Consider the following 18,118-nt stretch of genomic DNA (forward strand, 5'->3'; position numbering starts at 1 on the left):
TCGCGGGACGTCACATCGCCAGGGTGAACGTAGCGGGTTCCGGCCGCCTCGGACCGGCGGGGCGGGGCACCGCCGGAGTCCTTGAGCGGTGTTCACGCTCTACAAGCTCTCGCCCGGAATGGACAGGTACGTCTCCTGGAGCCGGCGCAGGACCGGGTGGTCGGCGGCCAGCTCGGTGTCGTCGACGGCCGCCAGGGGCCGGACACCGATCGCCGTGTTCGTGGCGAAGCCGGCCGCCATGCCCTTGGCCTGTTCCAGGGTGAGGGGGGCGACCCGGTGCTCGCAACGCTGCTGGAGCACTGCCATGGTGACGCCGGGCAGGACGGGAGCCTGCGGCCACACGACGGCGCCCTGCCGGTCGATGAACGCCGCGTTCCACGTGGGGCCTTCGGACACGAGCCCGTCCCGGCCGACGAACAGGGCGTCGTCGAAGGCGGCCCGCTGGGCCTTCGCGCGGGCGTGCAGGGCGCCGAAGAGGCCGCAGTGCTTCACCTCGGGCAGGTCACGCTCGAACACCACGCTCTTGGCGCGCAGCGGCGCCGGGGGGAGGGCGCCGGCGCCGCGTACGGACACCAGGATGTGCGGCTCGTCGGCGTCGGCCGGGTGTCCCACCTCCACCTTCGGGTCGTGGACGGTGACGCGGACGACGCAGGGGCGGCTCTGCCCTTCCAGGGCCTGGCGTACGTACTCGCGGACGTGATCGGTGTTCAGGTCCGCGTTCCACACGGTCCCGCAGTCCCGGACGAGGCGTTCCATGTGCAGCGCCAGGCCGCGGACGCTGCCGTCGGTGTCGACGCGCATGGACGTGAAGTGACCGACGTTCGACAGGGCCAGGGGGAGCAGGTCGTCGGCGGACACCGGTTTTCCATCGAGAGTCACCATGCGGCTCAGCATGTCAGGGGCGTCCGCAGGGGCGTCCGCTCCGTCGGCTTCCCGCGCTGCCCCGCAGGCGCGATCCGGAATTCCGGATACCGATTGTCGGTGCCGCCGCGGACATCCGGAACGGATGCTTGCCGCGCCCGCCGCATACGTCATCGGCAAGCAGTTTCCGGCCACCCGCACTTGCCTTTCCGGCACCGGTGAAGACGCATGATTGCCAGCCATCGGCGGCTCATACATACTGCCGTCGATGCGGACGGAAAGACCCAGGAAAGGATCTTGAGCGTGCCATCCCGGCGTCTCCCCCTTTTCGCCACCGGCCACCATTCCCCCCACTCCCCCGATACCTGCAGATTCAAGTGCGGAAACGCTTGCGCCCAGGACGCCCCCAACAGGTCGGGGAATACCTACTTTGGCAAGTTATTACACACGGCCTTTTCTCGCAGGGCCGTGCTGGGCGCCGGCGCCCTCGTGTGGGTGGCGTCGCCCCCGACGCCCGCGGGGGCCGTCGGCCCGGCCGCACGGCGGACGGCGGCGCACGGCTTCGAGCCCGTGCCGCCCGACACCGCGGACCGGGTCACCGTCCCCACGGGCTTCACGCACGAGGTGCTGATCCGCTGGGGGGATCCGGTCCTGCCGGGCGCGCCGCCCTTCGACTTCGATCACCAGACCGAGGCCGCGCAGGCGCGGCAGTTCGGGGTGAACAACGACTACTGCGCCCTCGTCCCCCTGCGCGGCGACGGGCGGTGGCTCATGGTCAGCAACCACGAGTACGCCACCGAGCCGCTGATGTTCCCCGACTGGGACCCCGCCGCCCCCACCGAGGCCCAGGTGCGCACCGCCTGGGCGGCGTACGGGATGTCCGTGGTGCTGGTGGAGCGGTCCCCCGACGACGGGAGACTGCGCGCCCGGGTGGACGGGCGGTGGAACCGGCGCATCACCCTGACCACTCCCTTCGAGGTGCGCGGCCCCGCGGCGGGGGCGCCGCTGCTGCGCACGTCGGGCGACCCCGGCGGTACGCGCGTGCTGGGCACGATGGCCAACTGCTCGGGCGGGACGACGCCCTGGGGCACCGTGCTGTCCGGCGAGGAGAACGTGCACATGCCCTTCGCCCACGCCGACCGGGTGACCGACCCGCTGGTCGCCGAGGGGCTGCGGCGGTACGGGTTCCCGGAAGGGCCGTCGCTGCGCCGCTGGGAGACCTACGATTCCCGGTTCGATCTCGGCCGCGAGCCCCATGAAGCGCACCGCTTCGGCTGGATCGTGGAGATCGACCCCCTGGAGCCGGACTCCGTGCCGGTGAAGCACACCGCGCTGGGCCGCTTCAAGCACGAGGGCGCCAACATCTCGGTCGCACCGGACGGCCGCGTCGTGGCCTACATGGGTGACGACGAACGCTTCGAGTATCTCTACAAGTTCGTTTCCGACGGGCACATACGCGACGGCCACGACGCGGCCGCCCGCGCGCACAACAAGCGGCTGCTGGACTCGGGGACGCTGTATGCCGCCCGGTTCAGCGGTGACAGCCCGCCGGAGGAGATCGACGGGTCGGGGCGGCTGCCCGAGGACGGCGCGTTCGACGGCTCGGGCGAGTGGATACCGCTGGCGCACAACGGCCGCAGCTTCGTGCCCGGGATGAGCGCGGAGGAGGTGTACGTCTTCACCCGGATCGCGGCCGACCGGGCCGGCGCGACCCCGATGGACCGGCCCGAGGACGTGCAGCCGCACCCGGTGACCGGGCGCGTGTACGCCGCCATGACCAACAACGACCACCGGGGACGGAGCGGCCGGCCGGGGCCCGACGAGGCCAATCCGCGCGTCCGGAACCGCGACGGTCACGTCCTGGAGCTGTGCGAACGCGGCGACGACCCGACCGCCGAGCGGTTCGGCTGGCGGCTGCTCCTGGTCTGCGGCGACCCCCGGTCCCCGGGGACGTACTACGGGGGGTTCGACAAGAGCCGGGTGAGCGCGATCTCGTCACCCGACAACCTGGCCTTCGACGCGCACGGCAACCTGTGGATCGCCACCGACTCGGGCGGCCAGGGCGGCCGGAACGACGGCTTGTACATGGTGCCGCTCAGCGGCCCCGAACGCGGCCGGGTCCAGCGGTTCCTCACCGTGCCCACCGGAGCGGAGTGCTGCGGTCCGGTCATCGGGCCGGATTTCGTCCTCGTCTCGGTGCAGCATCCCGGCGAACTGCCCGACGCGAGCCCGCAGCACCCCGCCTCGCACTGGCCGGACGGCGGTGCCGCCCAGCCGCGTGCCGCCGTCGTCGCCGTACGCCGCACGGCGGGCGGGCCGATCCTGGGCACGCCTCGGTAGCAGGTCACGGCGGGCGGAGCACCGACTGTGGCCGCCCCGGCGCACCTCCGGGCGGGGAGCGGGTACCTCCTGCCCGGCCGCACGGCGGCGTACATCACTTTCACGCCAGCATCGAAAAAACGCCGCCAATCGCGATCAGAAGGTTTCCACTTTACGTACTCTTGGGGAAGAATGATCTAGCGCCGATCACTTCACGCCGTGTCCGGCCGCGGACCGGCCAGGTATGCACGCCCGGAACTCACGACTCCATTCCGTCGACGGCACGACGTCCCAGCGTTTCGGAACCACAAAATCACCGGTGTCCCTCGACGGGAATTCTCCCGCGCGAAAGAGTCCCGTTCTTACCGGGCCTTGTTCGGCCTTCTTCACCACGAATGACAAGAATGAGTGGGTAAGCAGTGCAGACGTCTGTGAACTTTTCCCCGGCAGCTGATTTCTACGACAAGACACGTGGCGGCGAGGCACGCGGCCGCAGGATCGCGCCGGCCATCGCCGCACGCATCGCGAAGGACGAGCTGACCCTCGACGCGGGCATGGGCACCGGTGTGGTGGCCCTGGCGCTCACCGAGACGGGGCACTCCGTGGTGGGCATCGACCTGTCGCACTCCATGCTGACGAAGGCGGTGCACCGCGTCGGGAACGTCGCCGCGGCCGCCTCGCTGACCGATCTGCCGTTCCCGGGCGAGACCTTCTCCCAGGTGTACAGCGTCTGGGTCACCCATGTCGTCGGCGACCTGCGCAAGGGCCTGTCCGAAGTGCACCGGGTGCTCAAGCCCGGCGGCCGGTACGTGGTGATCCCGGGCATGATCCTCTTCGACGACCACCCGGTCAGCAGGATCATGGAGGAGATCCAGTCCCGTACGGCCGAAGCCGACGACCGCGCCGAGCGCATCGTGCCGCTGGCCGAGTCGGTGGGCTTCACCACCGTCGAGGCCGGCGAGCTGGAGGCGGCGGTGCACGAGCACAGCCCCGAGCAGATCGCCTCCGGCCTCGAACAGCGCATGCTCTACCACCTGTGGGCCGTGGACGACGCGGTCTTCGACGAGAAAGTGGCGCCTCTCGTACGGGAGTTGCGCGCGCTGCCGGATCCGGACCAGCCGGTCGTACGGCGGACCAGACGACAGATCATCGTCCTTGAGAAACGAGCGTGACCATGGCCGACGAGCACCGTACCCAGCTGACCGCCGAGATCGCGGCCAGCCCGCTGATCGCCATGCTCACCGAGCCCGGCTCACCCGCCGTACCGGCCGTGACCGAAGAACTCGGCAAGGCGGGCATCCGGGCCGTGGAGATCACCCTCACCTCGCCGGACGCGCTCGACGCCGTGCGGCGCAGCGTCGCCACCGGGGCCACCCTGGTGGGTGCCGGGACCGTACGCGACCGGGAGACCGCGCGGCGCGCGGTCGACGCGGGCGCGCACTACCTGCTCACCCCGGGAGTGCTGCCCGAGGTGCTGGACGAGGCCGCGGCGCTGGGCGTCCCCGTGGTGTGCGGCGCGTTCACCACCACCGAGGTGATGGAGGCCTGGCGGCTCGGCGCCGCCCTGGTGAAGCTCTTTCCCGCACGCCTGGGCGGGCCCGCGTACCTGGCCTCGCTCACGATGGCGTTCGCTGACATCCCGATCGTCCCGACCGGCGGCATCACCGCCGACGACCTGGCCGACTACTTCGCGGCGGGCGCCCACGCGGCGGCCCTCGGCCGCCCGCTCGTCGGCGACGCGCTGCACGGCGGAGACCCGGCCGGCGTACGGCACCGGGCCGCCGGCCTCCTGGACCAGGTGCGCGCCGCACGGGCCTGAGCCGCCCCGCCTGTCACGGCCGGCCCGCTCCCGCCCGCCGTGCCCCCTTCCCGGGCTCGCCGGGGCCGTACCCCACCACCGTTGTCTCGACGAAAGGGAGACCCTTGGGCCTGCACCGCTCCTTCGCCCTCGACGGCAAGGCCGAGCGCATCGACGCTCTGGCGGCCAAACGCAAGAACGTGATCGCCTCCGACCAGATGGTCGAGGGCCACTACCCGGTCTTCGCCGACCGGGCCCACGGCGCCCACTTCTGGGACGTGGACGGCAACAAGTACCTCGACTTCTTCCTCTCGTACGGCACGGTCATCCTCGGCCACGCCGATCCGGACGTGGACGAGGCCGTGGTACGCGAGATCCGGCGGGGCTTCGCCACCGGTCTGATGAAGCCCATCCAGACCGAACTCATCGAAGAGCTCCTGGAGATCGTGCCGGGCGCCGAGATGGGCATGCTGCTGAAGACCGGCTCGGACGCGACCGCCGCGGCCGTGCGGCTGTCGCGCGCCTTCACCGGCCGCGACCGGGTGGTGCGCTGGGGCTACAACGGCTGGCACGACTGGTGTGCCCAGTGGGACCACGGCATCCCGGCCGTCAGCCGGGCGCTGGTGGACACCTTCACCTACAACGACCTCGACTCGCTGCGCGCGGTGTTCGAGCGCCACCCCGGGCAGATCGCCTGCCTGGTCATGATGCCGTTCATGGTCGAGCGGCCCGCGCCGGGCTTCCTCGAAGGCGTACGGGAGCTGACCCGCGAACACGGCACGCTGCTGGTGTTCGACGAGATCCGCTCCGGGTTCCGCCTCGCCCTCGGCGGCGCCCAGGAGTACTACGGGGTCACCGCCGACCTGGTGACGCTCAGCAAGGCGTTCGCCAACGGGTATGCGATCTCCGCGCTGACCGGGCGCGCCGATGTGCTGCGCACCCTGGACACGGTGCACATCTCGTCCACGTACTACGCCAACGCCGACGCCATGGCCGCGGCGCTGGCCACGGTCCGCAAGCTGCGGTCGGGCGACCACCTGCGGCGGATCCGGCAGCTGGGCGAGCGCCTCCAGCGCGAACTCGGCGCGCTCGTCGCCGAGTCCGGGGCACCGATCGAGGTGGTGGGGCACCCGCCGATGCCCTTCCTCGACTTCGGCTTCGGCGACGAGGAACGCAACCAGCGGGCCAAACGGAGCTTCTACGCGGCGACGATCGCCGAAGGCGTCTTCCTCCACCCCAACCACCACTGGTTCATCTCGGCGGCCACCACCGACGACGACATCGACACGGCGGTCCGCGCGGTGCGAAGCGGCCTGAAGGCGCTGGCCGCGGACGGATGGCTCGACGAAGGGCCGGCACGGCAGAAGGAGCACGGAGCGTTATGACCGAGACCGACATACGGCTCGCCGGCCCCGCCGACGGCGGCACTCCCGCGGCGGGCCACCACGGCTGGGGGATGCTGCGTCCGCGCACCCGCACAGCGACGCACTGGGCCGAGGAACAAGAGGTCATCGGACCCGGGCTGCAGGCGGTGATGCTGCTGTCGCGGCTGTGCGTGGTGGCGGCGGACGGCGCCGAACTCGTCGACATCGACGGCAACCGCATCATCGACTTCCAGGGAGCGGGCGGCGTCAACTCCATCGGCCACGCGGAGCCGCGCTTCGTGGCGGCCCTCGCCCAGGAGCTGACCCGGGCCACGGCCGGTGCCTTCGCCACGCCCGCCCGGCTCGACATGGTGCGGGTGCTGCGCGACTTCCTCCCGGACGAGCTGGACACCATCCAGCTCTACAGCGGGGGCACGGAGGCGGTGGAGGCGGCGTTGCGGCTGGCCAAGTCGGTCACCGGCAAGCACGAGTTCCTCTCCTTCTGGGGCGGTTTCCACGGCAAGACGATGGGGAGCCTGGCGCTGACCGCCGGCGCCCGCTCGGGCCTGGGACCGCTGCCCCCCGGCTACTTCTCCGCGCCGTACGCCAACTGCTACCACTGCCCCTTCAAGCTCACCGCGCCCGGCTGCGGCTTCGCGTGCGTGGAGCACGCCCGTGACGTGATCAAGGAGAACTCCACCGGGGCGCTCGCCGCGATCGTGGTGGAGCCGGTGCAGGGCAGGTCCGGCAACGTGGTGCCGCCGCCCGGTTACCTGACGGCGCTGGGCGAGGTGGCCCGGGAGTTCGACGCGCTGCTGATCTCCGACGAGATGATGACCGGCTTCGGCCGCACCGGCGCCGCCTTCGCCCACCAGCACGAGGACGTGCGCCCCGATGTGCTGACCGTCGGCAAGGGCATGGGCGGCGGCTATCCGGTCACCGGAGTCGTCGCCGCCGCGGAGACCATGGCCGCGGCCCCCTTCTCCGACCCCAGCGCCAGTTCCTCCAGCTTCGGCGCCTTCCCGATGGCGTGCCGCGCCGTGGCCACCACCACGGGCATCATCGGCGACGACAAGCTCGTCGCGAACGCCGCCGAACGCGGCCGGGAGATGCTCGACCAGCTGAGCGACCTGGTCGAGTCGGCCCCCCTCGTCGGCGACGTGCGCGGCTCGGGGCTCGCGCTCGGCATCGAACTGGTCGTGGACAAGCAGACCCGCGAGCCCGCGCCCAAGAGCGTGGTGCAACGCGTCTACCTCGAACTCATGGAGGCCGGCGTGCTGGTGATGCTCGGCGGCAACACGCTGCGGCTCTACCCGCCGCTGACGATCGGTCGCGACCAGGCGGAGACCGCCGTCGGCATCATCCGAGAGACGCTGCTGCGCACCAGGGGCGAGGAATGACCGCGGTGCTCGACGCCGCCCGCCTCACCGCGACGGCCCTGCGGGCCGCCACGGCCGCCGGGGACGAACTGCTGCGCCGCCGGGACGCTCCGCGCTCGGTGCGCACCAAGGAGGGCGACGCGCCGGTCAGCGACGCCGATCTGGCCGCGGAGCGGGGCGCGCTGGCCGTGCTGCGCTCCGAGACCCCCGACTTCGCGGTCGTGTCGGAGGAGGCCGGCCCGGACGGGGCCGACGACGGGCGGCCGACCTGGATCGTCGACCCCCTCGACGGCACCACCAACTACCTGCGCGGGCTCCCCGACTACGCGGTCGCGCTGGCCCTCGTCGTGGCGGGCCGCGCGGAGCTGTCGCTGATCCTGCTGCCCGAGTACGGCACCGTGTTCCGGGCCGTCGCCGGGGCGGGCGCCTTCCGCACCGAGGTGCCGCTGCGCATCCCGGGCCGCCCGCCCGGCCGCCCGCTCGCGGGCACCGGCTTCGGCACCGAAGGCGTGGTGCGCGAGCGCCAGTGTTCGGTGGCGGACCGGCTGCTGCGCGCGGGCTTCGAGATACGGGAGCCGGGCAGCGCGTCCACGGGGCTGTGCCGGGTCGCGTCGGGCGCGTACGACGGCTATCTGGAGTTCGGCATCGGGGTGTGGGACACCGTGCCCGGTGCGCTGCTGGTCAGTGAGGCGGGCGGGACGGTCACCGGGTGGGGCGGCGGGGCCTTCACGCCCCGGCACGGCCATCTCGTCGCCGCCTCGCCCGCCGTACACGAGCGACTGGTCGAGGCCGGGGGCCCCTGCCCGCCGGCCGCGGAGGGGGGAGGACCCGTATGAGCGAGACACCCGGTTCCCGCGCGCCGATCGGCCGGGAGGCGACGGTCTCCGTGGCCGTCATCGGGTTCGGCACGGCGGGCGGCGGACGGCTGAGCGGTTACGGGGCCGTGCCCGGCGTCGAGGTGACGGCGGTGGTGGACCCGTCACCCGAGCGGCGGGAGCAGGCGGCCCGGCTGCTGCCGCACGGACGGGTCTTCGCCTCGTACGAGGCGCTGGCGGCGAGCGATGCCACCGATGTCGACGTCGTCGACGTCTGCGCGCCGCCGGTCCTGCACGCCCCGCTCACCCGTGCGGCGCTCGCCGCGGGCAAGCACGTCATCTGCGAGAAGCCGGTGGCGGTGCGCGGTGCGGAGGCGCGGGAGCTGAACGCGCTGGCCCGCGACCGGGGGCGGTTGCTGTTCCCGTCGCACAACTACGGGACGTCGCCCCTGATGCGGACGCTCCAGCAGGCGGTGGGCGGCGGATCCGCCGGCCCGGCCACGGCCGGGGACGGCGCGGAAGACGGCGAAGGGGCGGGCGGCGTCGGACGGCTGGAGTCGGCGACCTTCCGCATCCTGCGCGACCGGCACGCGCGCGGGGTGCCGGGCTTCGCCCCCGACTGGCGACGCTCCGCCGAGCTGGCGGGCGGCGGCATCCTGCTGGATCACGGCACGCACTGCGTCTACATGGCGCTGCGGCTCTTCGGCCGGGCGCCCGGGAAGCTGTCCTGCACCGTGGAGCGGCCCGGCGGGGATCCGGCGGCGGTGGACGAAGCGGCCCGGCTGCGGCTGGACTTCGGCGACGGGCAGTGCGACATCGAGCTGAGCTGGACGAGCGGCGAACGCTCCAACCACTACTCCGTCTCCGGCTCCGCCGGTGTGCTCAGCATCGACGACGGAGAGGTCACCGGCCGCACCCGGGCGGGCGAGTGGCGGCGCTCCCTGGTCTCGCCGAGCAAGGACCAGACGCACCTGGAGTGGTTCGCGCCGATGTACGAGGACTTCCGCCGGGTCCTGGCCGCGCCCGGGCTCTGGGACCGCTGCGCCCGGGAGATCGAGGACACCGCACGGATCGTCGAGGCGGCCTACGCGTCGGCGGCGGCGGGCGGCCGCACCGTGCCGATCTGATCCGCCGGGCGGACCCCGGGGCCGCCGCGGGGCACCGGCCGGTACGCCGGCCGGGCCCCGCGCCCGGGACACCGGGTCAGGCCGCCGGGGTCCCGCCGATCGCCCGGGCGAGCAGCGGGCCCTCCTCCGTCAGGTTGTCGAAGGTGGTGGAACGTTCATGGGAGGCGAAGTAGTGGCAGATCACCCGGTCGTCGATGACGGGCAGCCACTCCAGGCGGCCGGACCGGTAGGGCTCGCCCAGGTCACGCACGCGGCCGTCGCCCAGCCGCCCGCCGAGCAGCGAGTACGACATCTGCGTCACATAGCGCGGGGCGAAGCTGATCTCCCGGGGCAGCGCCTTGAGGGTGCGCTCCAGGAAGTCCGCGTCGAAGAAGGCGGCGGTGTCGGCAGCGGCGAACCCGCAGCACATGTACGGCACGTACGGGGTGCCGGGCAGGTGGTCCGCTATCCAGTGCACGCCCTGGGGCTCCCAGCCGAACTCGGGCGAGTACAGGAAGGCGGGGCGCTCGTCCGGTTCGGCGGCCGCCCACTCGACGAGCGCCTGCGGACGCGAGAGGAAGACCACGTCGCTGTCCATGCTGACCACCAGCGGGGCCTCGCTCAGCAGGAAGTAGTCCACGAGTTGGAGGATGCGGACGTTGTTGCGGCGGACGGCGGCGAGCGTGGGGTGGTCCGCGAGCCGCTCGGCCACGCGCCGGTCCGCCTCGGCGCGGCCGATGACCCGGGCCCCGGGCACCTGGCGGCGCAGCCTGCGGATGTCGCGCGCGGTGAGCGTGCCGTCGTCGTGCACGACCGGCGTCACCTCGGGCCAGTGGCGGGCCAGCGACTTGGCGGCGAAGAGGTAGAGGGGCACGTGGTCGGAGGAGACCAGGCTGTGCACCTCCACTCCGTGCTCCGCGGTGAAGCGGGGGGCCTTCGTGGCGAGCAGCCGGCGGGTGAGGGCGAACGCGTCCTGAGTGCTTCCTGCGGTGACGGTTCCGGACTGGCTCATGCGGGTCTCCTTGACCGAAGGACAAACATGAACGAACACCCCAATTATGATCAAATCCCAGCCCCAGCAATAGAGTTGGGGCTGCTCTTCCTGACTTCGCACGAGGCTGACGTGGTGCGTGAGGCGACCGCGATGCTCATTCCCGGCCCCGCCGACGCCCCGGGCGAGACCGCCCCGGGAGCCCGGGAGGCGGATGTCGTGCGGTACGTCGACCGCCTGCTCGGCGCGTTCGAGGCCGACCCGCCGCTGGTCTACGCGTCGGGACGGGCCGACGGGTCCTTCCTGCCGCTCTCCCCCGCCCAGCGGGTGGGCTGGCGCCGTCGCGTCGACGGCCTCCAGCACGCCTACCGGTCCGGCGTGCGGACCCTGGACCGGCTCACGGGCGGTGACTTCGCCGGCGCGCCGCCCGGGACCCGGCACCGGGCACTGTGCGACGCCGAGGCCACCGCCTTCCGGGACCTGCTCTTCGACCACGCGATCGAGGGGACCTACGGCGACCCGGTCTACCGGGGCCGGCCCACCCCGGCGGGCCGCACGGACCTGGGACTTCCCGGCGTCCGGGAGGGCGGCCCCGATCCCGTCCGGCCCCATGCCGGCGAGGGCCCCGACCCCGTCGCCGCCCTGGCCCGGCACTTCCTGGAAGCGGCCCGCGCGGTCGCGTCGCCGGGGGGCTCCGATGGCTGAGCGCGCGGTGGTCGTGGGCAGCGGCCCCGGCGGCTCGGTGGCGGCGATGGTGCTGGCCGAGGCCGGCTGGGAGGTCACCGTACTGGAGCGCGGTCCCAACCACTTCGAGGACCTGCGGGACCCGGCGCCGCGGCACACGTTCTCCACGGATGAGATCAAGGGCCCGGTGCGCGGCTTCGAGTACCCCGATCCCCTGGCCGAGCCCCGGGTCTTCCACGACCGCGGATTCCCCGGGCCGCCGTACACCGGTTTCGTCAACGCTCTGCCCGCGGCCGTCGGCGGGGGCTCCGTGCACTGGGACGCCAAGACACCCCGGCTGTGGGACCTGGATTTCGCCAAGCGCTCGATGCTGGGGCCGCTGCCGGACGCCTCCGTCGTGGACTGGCCGTTCGACTACGCCGAACTCGCCCCGTACTACACCGAGACGGAGGCGCTGCTGGGCGTACAGGGCGACCGGGCCGCGCTGCCCGCCGTACCGACGCTGCGCCACGCGCCGCGCGACGGGGACTTCCCCCTGCCGCCGGGACCCGGCCAAGGGTCCTCGGTGCGGGCCGCGCAGGGGGCGCGGGCGCTCGGGCTGCGCCCCTACCCGATGCCGATGGCCGCCAACTCCCGCCCGTACCAGGGCCGGCCGGCCTGCACCGACTGCGGCGCGTGCTGCGGATACGGCTGCCCGAACCAGTCGCGCGGCAGCGCACTGGCCGCGCTGCGCAGGGCGGTGCTCGCCGGGGCCGAGGTGCTGCCGCTGGCCACGGCCGTCTCGGTACGGCATGCCGGGCGCCGGGCGAGCGGTGTGGTGTACGCGGACGCCGAGGGGCGCCGCGTGGAGTTGCCCGCCGACCGGGTGGTGCTGGCGGGTTCGGCGGTCGAGAGCTGCCGGCTGGCGCTGCTGTCCGGGCTGCCGGACCCTTCGGGTCTGCTGGGCCGCCACCTGATGTTCCACTGGTACTCCGTCGCCTACGGGCTGTTCCTGGGCGAACGGGTGCGCAGCCCGCGCGGGCGCAACATCACGCACGCCCTGGACGACTTCGCCGATCCCGACCACCCCGGCGCCCGGGAAGCGGCCCGGGAGGCCGGACTGCCGTATCTGCGCGGCGGCGTGGTGGAACTGGGCGGGGGGCAGCCGGGGCCCGTGACCGAGGGCCGGATCTACCGGCGGCTGCTGCCGAAGCTCGCAGGTACCCCCTACGGCCCGGCCTTCCGGCGGCTGATGCGCGAAAGCCCGCTGCGGGACCGCCTGCTGGGCGTGCAGATGCACGGCGAGGACGTCTCCCAGCGGGACAACCGGGTCGAGCTGGAGCCCGGCACCCGGGACTGGCTGGGGGTGCCGGTGCCCCGGATCACCTGGGCGCCGCACCGCCACGAGACCGCGGCACAGCGCTTCTACCTGCCCCGGCTGGCCGCGCTGCTGCGCGCGGCCGGCGCGGACGAGGTGGCGGCGGTCCCGGAGACGCGCTCCCCGGCCTTTCCCGGCGAACCGGGCACCGTACCGGGGAACTTCCACACCCTCGGCGGGATGCGGATGAGCGACGACCCCGGGGCGGGCGTCACCGACGGGGTGGGCCGGATGCACGCCCTGGACAACGTCTTCGTCGCCGACGGCAGCCTCTTCCCCACCTCCGGGGCGCACAACCCGACTCTGACGATCATGGCCACCGCGCTACGCAACACCAGGGGGACCCTTTGAGCCGCGCGACCGCCGGGAGCGACCGGCCCTATTCCTTCGACCCGGCGGCCGCACTGGGCTGGAAGAACATCGGCCTGGACGGGCTGGGCTGCTTCCTGCGCTCCGTCGAGGCGGTGCTGCTCCAGCGGGGGTACGCCGCCGACGACGTGGCGCGCGGCCTGGCCGCACCGCTCGACCTGGTGCGGCGCGGCGAGTGGTACGGGCCGATGAGCGAGTTCCCCGCCTGCACCGCCCACTGGTACCTGGCGGACATCGGCGAGGGCCACCGCCAGTGGCCGCGCGTCGCCGAACTCGTCACGTCGGGCACCCCGGTGGTGCTGATGCCGGACGGGCACCACTGGCCGGGCGACGACCACGAGGGCAAGGAGCACTACCACCACCACATGGTGCTGGCCCACCGGCTGGACGCCGAGGGCCTGCACCTGCTGGACACCGACGCCCCCGCCGAGGAAGGGCACCGCAGGGTCCTGCCGGTCGGTGACGCGCTGCGGAACTCCTGCACCCGCTACGCGGTTCTGGAGCGGATCGACCCGCCGGGCGGCCGGCGGCCCGAGGAGTACGCCGCCGCGCTGGTACGGCCCTCCCTGGTGCCGCTCGCCGAGGACATCGCCGAGCTGCGCGCCTTCCACGGCGAGGTGTGGTCGGGGGCCCGGCTTCCGCTGCTGCTGGCCAAGGGCATGGACGTGTGGGTGCTCGGAGACGTACAGCCGCAGCTGTTCCTGCTGGGCCACGCCCTGGCCGGGGCGGACGACCCGCGCGTGGCGGAGGTGTCCCGGGCGTCGCTGGCGGCGGCGGCCCGGGCACAGAAGGCCGGTCTGCTGCTGCTCGGGCTGCACCGGTTCCGCTCGGAGGGCGTCTACGCGGTGACCCACGAGGAACTCGCCGCGCTGGCGGACGCCTGCGAGGAACTGCTGACGGCGATGTGCCGGTACGCGGACGCCGCGCGCCCTGTGGCGACGGGCGACGGCCGACGGCTTGAGCGGAGGCTGCGCGGCGAGGCCCAGTGGTGCTTCGGAGAGGGCCGCCCACTGCCCGGTCTGTCCTTCGGCTGAGCAAGCGGAAATGCCGGGAACACCCTGCGGAAATAATGGTGCCGCAGGGACGGAAAAGCATGCCCGGAATTACCGCGGAAGGGGTTTGACAGTTGTTGGTGATCGATGCAATATATTTTCTGGATTTTACGCTGCCCATGCTGTGGACGGAGAGGTCAGCATGAACCTGAACAGCGAAAACAGCACCGCATCAGCAGACCGGAACGCCATCTTCGATGAGGTGCGAAAAGTTCTCGTGGAGCAGTGCGAAACACCCGAGGATGTTGCCGCGAACCTCACCGATAAAGACTCGATGGAGCATCTCGGACTCGATTCCATCACCCTCGCCTATGTGTTTACGCATTTCGAGCAGAAGCACGATCTGACCTTCGAGAACGACGACATCGACCCCATGCGCTACAGCACGGTGGGCGAACTCCTCGACGTCCTCGCCGGCCGCATATCCGAGGCCGCCGCGGGGGCCCGGTGACCGTGCCGCCGGGAGCCGGGCCGGACGCGGTGGCCCCCGACGACCGGCTGCTGATGGACACCTTCATGTCCCAGTACCGGCTGCCCGCGGTCGCCGCCGCCGACCGGCTGGGCCTCTTCCCCGCGCTGGCCGGAACACCGGCGGACGCCGGTCAACTGGCGCGGGCGCACGGCCTCGACCACCACGGCACCTCGGTGCTGCTGGAATTTCTCGCCGCCCAGGGCTACCTCGCCGTGCACGGCGGCCGCTACCACCTCACGCCGTCCGCGCACGCCTTCCTGCTGCCGGGCGGTGCCCGCTACTGGGGGCCGATGCTCGGACTCGGCTGGGACGAACGCTGCGCCGCCGTACGGCACGTGGTCACCACCGGGACCCCGGCCGGCTACCGCGGCAAAGGCATCTGGGAGACGCACGAGCGCTCCCCGCGCCACGGCGAGCAGTTCGCCCGGGCCATGCACGCCCACTCCGCCGCACCGGCCGCCGTCCTCGCCGACCGGCTGGACCTGGCCGGCTGCGCCTCGCTGCTGGAGGTCGCGGGCGGCGTCGGCACCTTCGCCATGGCCCTGGCCCGCCGCAACCCGCACCTCAAGGCCACCGTCATGGACCTGCCCGTGGTCGAGCGGGAGGGGGAGCGGCTGCTGGCCGAGGCGGGCCTCGCCGACCGGGTGGTGCTGCGCACCGGCGACATGTTCACCGACCCCTGGCCGGACGCCCAGGACCGGGTGCTGCTCGCGGACGTCCTCAGCGACTGGGACGACGCGCACTGCCGCACCCTGCTGGAGCGCGCCCGCACCAGCCTGGCCGCCGGCGGCCGGCTGCTGGTCCACCAGGTGCTGCCCGACGACGCGGCCCGCCTCTCCCCTGCCGTCACGGGCTACTCGCTGGCCCTGGCGGTGATGACCGGCGGCCGCCTGCGCACCCTGCCCGAACTCACCGGCCTGCTCACCGAGGCGGGCTTCGCCGACTGCACCGCCACCCCCGTCTACGGCCACTACGCCCTGGTCACCGCACGACCTGCCTGACTCCGCCCGGCGTCGCACACCACGTCGCCGCAGCCCCGAACCCGAACGGGAGAGGACATGGACGGCTCACCCCGCGTCACCGCGATCATCACCAGCCGCGAGCGCTTCTCGTACGCCGAGGAGTCCCTCGAAAGCTTCTACGCCCACACCGGCGTCCCCTGCCGGGTCGTGTACGTCGACGTCAACTCCCCCCGCGACCGCTGGGAACGGTTGCAGCGGCTGAGCGACGACCACGGCTTCACCCTCGTGCGCGTCAACAAGTACGTCTCGCCAAACTGCGCCCGCAACATCGGACTGCGCTACGCCGAGGGCGAGTACGTCGTCTTCCTCGACAACGACGTGGAGTACACCCCCGGCTGGCTGGAGCCGCTGCTCGCCTGTGCCGACGAGGAGAAGGCCGCCATGGTCGGCCCGCTCTACCTGCACGGCCCGCTGGAGGAGCAGACCGTGCACATGGCGGGCGGCGACATGGAGTTCTCCGGCACCTGGGGAACCCGTGACTTCAGCCAGACCCAGCGCTACTTCATGAAGCACGTCTCCCAGGTGCCGGCCGACGAGATGCGCCGACAGCGGTGCGACATCATCGAGTTCCACTGCGCCCTGGTGCGCCGCTCGGTCTTCGACCAGGTCGGCGGCATGGACGAGGGCCTGCTGACCACCCGGGAGCACCTGGACTTCAGCCAGCGCGTGCTGGACGCGGGCGGCACGGTGTGGTTCGAGCCCTCGTCGGTCATCACCTACCGGATGCCGCCGCCGTTCGCGCTCACCGACCTGCCGTACTTCATGCTCCGCTGGAGCGACGCCTGGACGGCCGAGACGCTGAAGCACTTCGCCACCAAGTACGGCATCAAACCCGGCTATGTCGAGCGGGTCACCAAGAACCGCAAGGGCCGCCAGTGGCTGCTGTTCGAGCAGATCAAGCAGTACCTGCCGGACGCGCTCGGCCCGATCGGCACGAAGGCCGTCAAGCGCGCCTTCCAGAAGGTCGAACCGATCGGCAACCGCCTGCTGGTGGAGCTCATCGCGCTGCGCGAGCCGCCGCTCAAGTGGGAGGTCCACCACGGCGACCGCCCGGCCGCCCGGGAACCGGCCGCCGCCACGGGCACCGCCTCATGAACGTCCGCTCCCCGGCCCGGCCCCGGATACTCGTCGTCACCGGCATCCCCGGCAGCGGCAAGTCGACGGTGGGGGCGCTGCTGGCGCGCCGCTTCGACCCCGCCGTGCTGATCGAGGGCGACGTGCTGCGGCGCATGGTGGTCACCGGCCGCGCCGAGATGACGCCCGACCCCTCGCGGCAGGCCCTGCACCAGTACGGGCTGCGGCTGCGCCACCTGGCGCAGCTGGCCCGCTCGTACGCCGCCGAGGGCTTCACCGTGGTCGCCGAGGACAACCTGCTGGGCGAGCACCTGGAACGGTTCGTCGGCCTGCTCGGCGACACCGGGCCACGGCACGTCATCGCGCTCGCCCCGGACTGCGAGGCGGTGCTGAGCCGGGACGCGGGCCGCGCCGGCCAGGCGTACGACGGGGGCGGCTGGGGAGCGCGGGAGCTGGACCGGGTCTTCCGCCGCGACACCGCGCGGCTCGGCCTGTGGCTGGACACCTCGGGTCAGAAGGCCGAGGAGACGGTGCAGGAGATCCTGGACCGGCTCGACGAGAGCGCACTGCCGTGACGGGCCACGGACACCGGACCGCGGCGCACCGGCCCGTGGTGGACGGGGCGGCGGGCCGGGAGACGGTGGCCGAGGGTGCGGTGCGCGAGAGGACGGCGCACGAGGGGACGGCGCGCCAGGTGGAGGTGCACCAGGCCCTGGTGACGCCCGCCACGGCCCGGCACTGTGCCGGGCTGCTGGACGCCGCCGAGCACCACCGGGCCGCCCGGCTGCCCGCCCCGGCCGCCGCCCGGTTCACCGTGGCCCGCGGGCTGCTGCGCGCGGTGCTGGCACGGCGGCTGGCGCTGCCGCCCCCGCGGGTACCGCTCGTCGCGCACTGCCCGGGGTGCGGGGCGCAGGGCCACGGACCGGTGCGGCTCGCCGGCGGCGTGGGCGGCGCCACGGGGTGGACGCTCTCCATCGCCCACTCCGGGATCCTCGTCGCCGTCGCCGTGGGCCACCGGGCCGGGGCGGTCGGCGTCGACGTGGAGACCGCCGAACGGGCCGAGGACATCGAGGCGTTGGCGCCCCGGCTGCTCGGGCCCGGCCACCGCGAGCGGCTCGCCCGGCTGCCCGTCCAGGCCCGGCGGGCGGCCCTCCTGCGGGTCTGGACGGGCGCGGAGTCCTACGCCAAGGCCACCGGCACCGGCCTGGGCCGCGCGCTGGCGCGCGTCCGCACGGCGGTCGACGCCGAGGGCCGGGTGTGCGTCACCGCTCCGGACGAACCGGCCGGCTGGGCGGTGCGGACCGTCCCGGCCCACGCCCCCGGCTACGCGGCGGCCGTCACGGTCCGGCACGGCACCCGCGTACGCACGCACCTGTCCGGCCGGCTGTGCACCGGCTCCGCGGCCGGCTGACGGCCCGGCGGCGGACCGCCCGGCGCACGCACGACAAGGCACAC

General features: G+C 73.1%; 17 protein-coding genes. 15 read left to right on the forward strand and 2 right to left on the reverse strand.

Features of this window, described 5'->3' with window-relative positions; genetic code table 11:
* Window positions 1-99: 99 nt before the first annotated feature.
* Window positions 100-882: an aminotransferase class IV family protein gene (locus tag CP973_RS27920; protein WP_167538526.1), complete on the reverse strand. Its 783-nt coding sequence runs from the start codon at window positions 880-882 to the stop codon at window positions 100-102.
* Between the two features lie 282 nt (window positions 883-1,164).
* Between CP973_RS27920 and CP973_RS27925 the strand changes: the two genes are divergently transcribed.
* The 7 genes from CP973_RS27925 to CP973_RS27955 all read left to right on the forward strand — a co-directional run bounded on the left by CP973_RS27925 (window position 1,165) and on the right by CP973_RS27955 (window position 9,663).
* Complete coding sequence (locus CP973_RS27925) at window positions 1,165-3,201, forward strand: PhoX family protein (RefSeq protein ID WP_244410269.1); 2,037 nt, start codon at window positions 1,165-1,167, stop codon at window positions 3,199-3,201.
* Window positions 3,202-3,611: 410 nt separating this feature from the next.
* A complete protein-coding gene (locus CP973_RS27930) occupies window positions 3,612-4,352 on the forward strand; it encodes a class I SAM-dependent methyltransferase (protein ID WP_150246685.1) in 741 nt (246 codons plus the stop codon).
* Between the two features lie 2 nt (window positions 4,353-4,354).
* Window positions 4,355-4,999 carry a bifunctional 4-hydroxy-2-oxoglutarate aldolase/2-dehydro-3-deoxy-phosphogluconate aldolase gene (locus tag CP973_RS27935; RefSeq protein ID WP_150246686.1) on the forward strand — a complete coding sequence of 215 codons (645 nt, stop codon included), beginning with the start codon at window positions 4,355-4,357 and terminating at the stop codon, window positions 4,997-4,999.
* A 104-nt stretch (window positions 5,000-5,103) separates the two neighbouring features.
* Window positions 5,104-6,363, forward strand: coding sequence for an aspartate aminotransferase family protein (locus CP973_RS27940; RefSeq protein ID WP_208853316.1), 1,260 nt, complete (start codon window positions 5,104-5,106; stop codon window positions 6,361-6,363).
* Window positions 6,360-7,742 (forward strand): aspartate aminotransferase family protein, encoded by a 1,383-nt coding sequence (locus CP973_RS27945; protein WP_167538527.1) that lies wholly within the window; start codon window positions 6,360-6,362, stop codon window positions 7,740-7,742. Before CP973_RS27940 ends, CP973_RS27945 begins: the two co-directional genes overlap by 4 nt.
* Complete coding sequence (locus CP973_RS27950) at window positions 7,739-8,557, forward strand: inositol monophosphatase family protein (protein ID WP_150246688.1); 819 nt, start codon at window positions 7,739-7,741, stop codon at window positions 8,555-8,557. Before CP973_RS27945 ends, CP973_RS27950 begins: the two co-directional genes overlap by 4 nt.
* Window positions 8,554-9,663, forward strand: coding sequence for a Gfo/Idh/MocA family protein (locus tag CP973_RS27955; protein WP_150246689.1), 1,110 nt, complete (start codon window positions 8,554-8,556; stop codon window positions 9,661-9,663). The genes CP973_RS27950 and CP973_RS27955 overlap by 4 nt, the downstream gene beginning before the upstream one ends.
* Window positions 9,664-9,739: 76 nt before the next feature.
* On the opposite strand, the gene CP973_RS40205 is transcribed toward CP973_RS27955, so the two are convergent.
* Window positions 9,740-10,654 (reverse strand): hypothetical protein, encoded by a 915-nt coding sequence (locus CP973_RS40205; RefSeq protein WP_167538528.1) that lies wholly within the window; start codon window positions 10,652-10,654, stop codon window positions 9,740-9,742.
* 114 nt (window positions 10,655-10,768) lie between these two features.
* On the opposite strand from CP973_RS40205, the gene CP973_RS40210 reads away from it, so the two are divergent.
* The 8 genes from CP973_RS40210 to CP973_RS27995 all read left to right on the forward strand — a co-directional run bounded on the left by CP973_RS40210 (window position 10,769) and on the right by CP973_RS27995 (window position 18,074).
* On the forward strand, window positions 10,769-11,338 hold the full coding sequence (locus CP973_RS40210; protein ID WP_167538529.1) for a gluconate 2-dehydrogenase subunit 3 family protein: 570 nt from the start codon (window positions 10,769-10,771) through the stop codon (window positions 11,336-11,338).
* Window positions 11,331-13,025, forward strand: a complete 1,695-nt coding sequence (locus tag CP973_RS27965) for a GMC oxidoreductase (RefSeq protein ID WP_167538530.1) — start codon at window positions 11,331-11,333, stop codon at window positions 13,023-13,025. The genes CP973_RS40210 and CP973_RS27965 overlap by 8 nt, the downstream gene beginning before the upstream one ends.
* Window positions 13,022-14,077 carry a hypothetical protein gene (locus CP973_RS27970; RefSeq protein WP_150246691.1) on the forward strand — a complete coding sequence of 352 codons (1,056 nt, stop codon included), beginning with the start codon at window positions 13,022-13,024 and terminating at the stop codon, window positions 14,075-14,077. The genes CP973_RS27965 and CP973_RS27970 overlap by 4 nt, the downstream gene beginning before the upstream one ends.
* A gap of 160 nt (window positions 14,078-14,237) precedes the next feature.
* Window positions 14,238-14,546 carry an acyl carrier protein gene (locus CP973_RS27975; RefSeq protein ID WP_167538531.1) on the forward strand — a complete coding sequence of 103 codons (309 nt, stop codon included), beginning with the start codon at window positions 14,238-14,240 and terminating at the stop codon, window positions 14,544-14,546.
* The gene (locus CP973_RS27980; protein ID WP_150246693.1) at window positions 14,543-15,568 is read left to right on the forward strand and encodes a methyltransferase; all 1,026 of its coding nucleotides are present in this window, start codon (window positions 14,543-14,545) and stop codon (window positions 15,566-15,568) included. Before CP973_RS27975 ends, CP973_RS27980 begins: the two co-directional genes overlap by 4 nt.
* 57 nt (window positions 15,569-15,625) lie before the next feature.
* Window positions 15,626-16,684, forward strand: a complete 1,059-nt coding sequence (locus CP973_RS27985; RefSeq protein ID WP_150246694.1) for a glycosyltransferase family 2 protein — start codon at window positions 15,626-15,628, stop codon at window positions 16,682-16,684.
* Window positions 16,681-17,238, forward strand: a complete 558-nt coding sequence (locus CP973_RS27990; RefSeq protein ID WP_150246695.1) for an AAA family ATPase — start codon at window positions 16,681-16,683, stop codon at window positions 17,236-17,238. Before CP973_RS27985 ends, CP973_RS27990 begins: the two co-directional genes overlap by 4 nt.
* The gene (locus tag CP973_RS27995) at window positions 17,235-18,074 is read left to right on the forward strand and encodes a 4'-phosphopantetheinyl transferase family protein (RefSeq protein ID WP_150246696.1); all 840 of its coding nucleotides are present in this window, start codon (window positions 17,235-17,237) and stop codon (window positions 18,072-18,074) included. The genes CP973_RS27990 and CP973_RS27995 overlap by 4 nt, the downstream gene beginning before the upstream one ends.
* The last annotated feature ends 44 nt before the right edge of the window (window positions 18,075-18,118 follow it).

The sequence above is a fragment of the Streptomyces albofaciens JCM 4342 genome, assembly GCF_008634025.1.
GTDB lineage: Bacteria > Actinomycetota > Actinomycetes > Streptomycetales > Streptomycetaceae > Streptomyces > Streptomyces albofaciens.

Coding starts and splice junctions, on each gene's coding strand:
- CP973_RS27920 (WP_167538526.1), bottom strand. CDS start 882: ATGGTGACTCTCGATGGAAAACCGGTGTCCGCCGACGACCTGCTCCCC.
- CP973_RS27935 (WP_150246686.1), top strand. CDS start 4,355: ATGGCCGACGAGCACCGTACCCAGCTGACCGCCGAGATCGCGGCCAGC.
- CP973_RS27945 (WP_167538527.1), top strand. CDS start 6,360: ATGACCGAGACCGACATACGGCTCGCCGGCCCCGCCGACGGCGGCACT.
- CP973_RS27950 (WP_150246688.1), top strand. CDS start 7,739: ATGACCGCGGTGCTCGACGCCGCCCGCCTCACCGCGACGGCCCTGCGG.
- CP973_RS27955 (WP_150246689.1), top strand. CDS start 8,554: ATGAGCGAGACACCCGGTTCCCGCGCGCCGATCGGCCGGGAGGCGACG.
- CP973_RS40205 (WP_167538528.1), bottom strand. CDS start 10,654: ATGAGCCAGTCCGGAACCGTCACCGCAGGAAGCACTCAGGACGCGTTC.
- CP973_RS27965 (WP_167538530.1), top strand. CDS start 11,331: ATGGCTGAGCGCGCGGTGGTCGTGGGCAGCGGCCCCGGCGGCTCGGTG.
- CP973_RS27975 (WP_167538531.1), top strand. CDS start 14,238: ATGAACCTGAACAGCGAAAACAGCACCGCATCAGCAGACCGGAACGCC.
- CP973_RS27985 (WP_150246694.1), top strand. CDS start 15,626: ATGGACGGCTCACCCCGCGTCACCGCGATCATCACCAGCCGCGAGCGC.
- CP973_RS27990 (WP_150246695.1), top strand. CDS start 16,681: ATGAACGTCCGCTCCCCGGCCCGGCCCCGGATACTCGTCGTCACCGGC.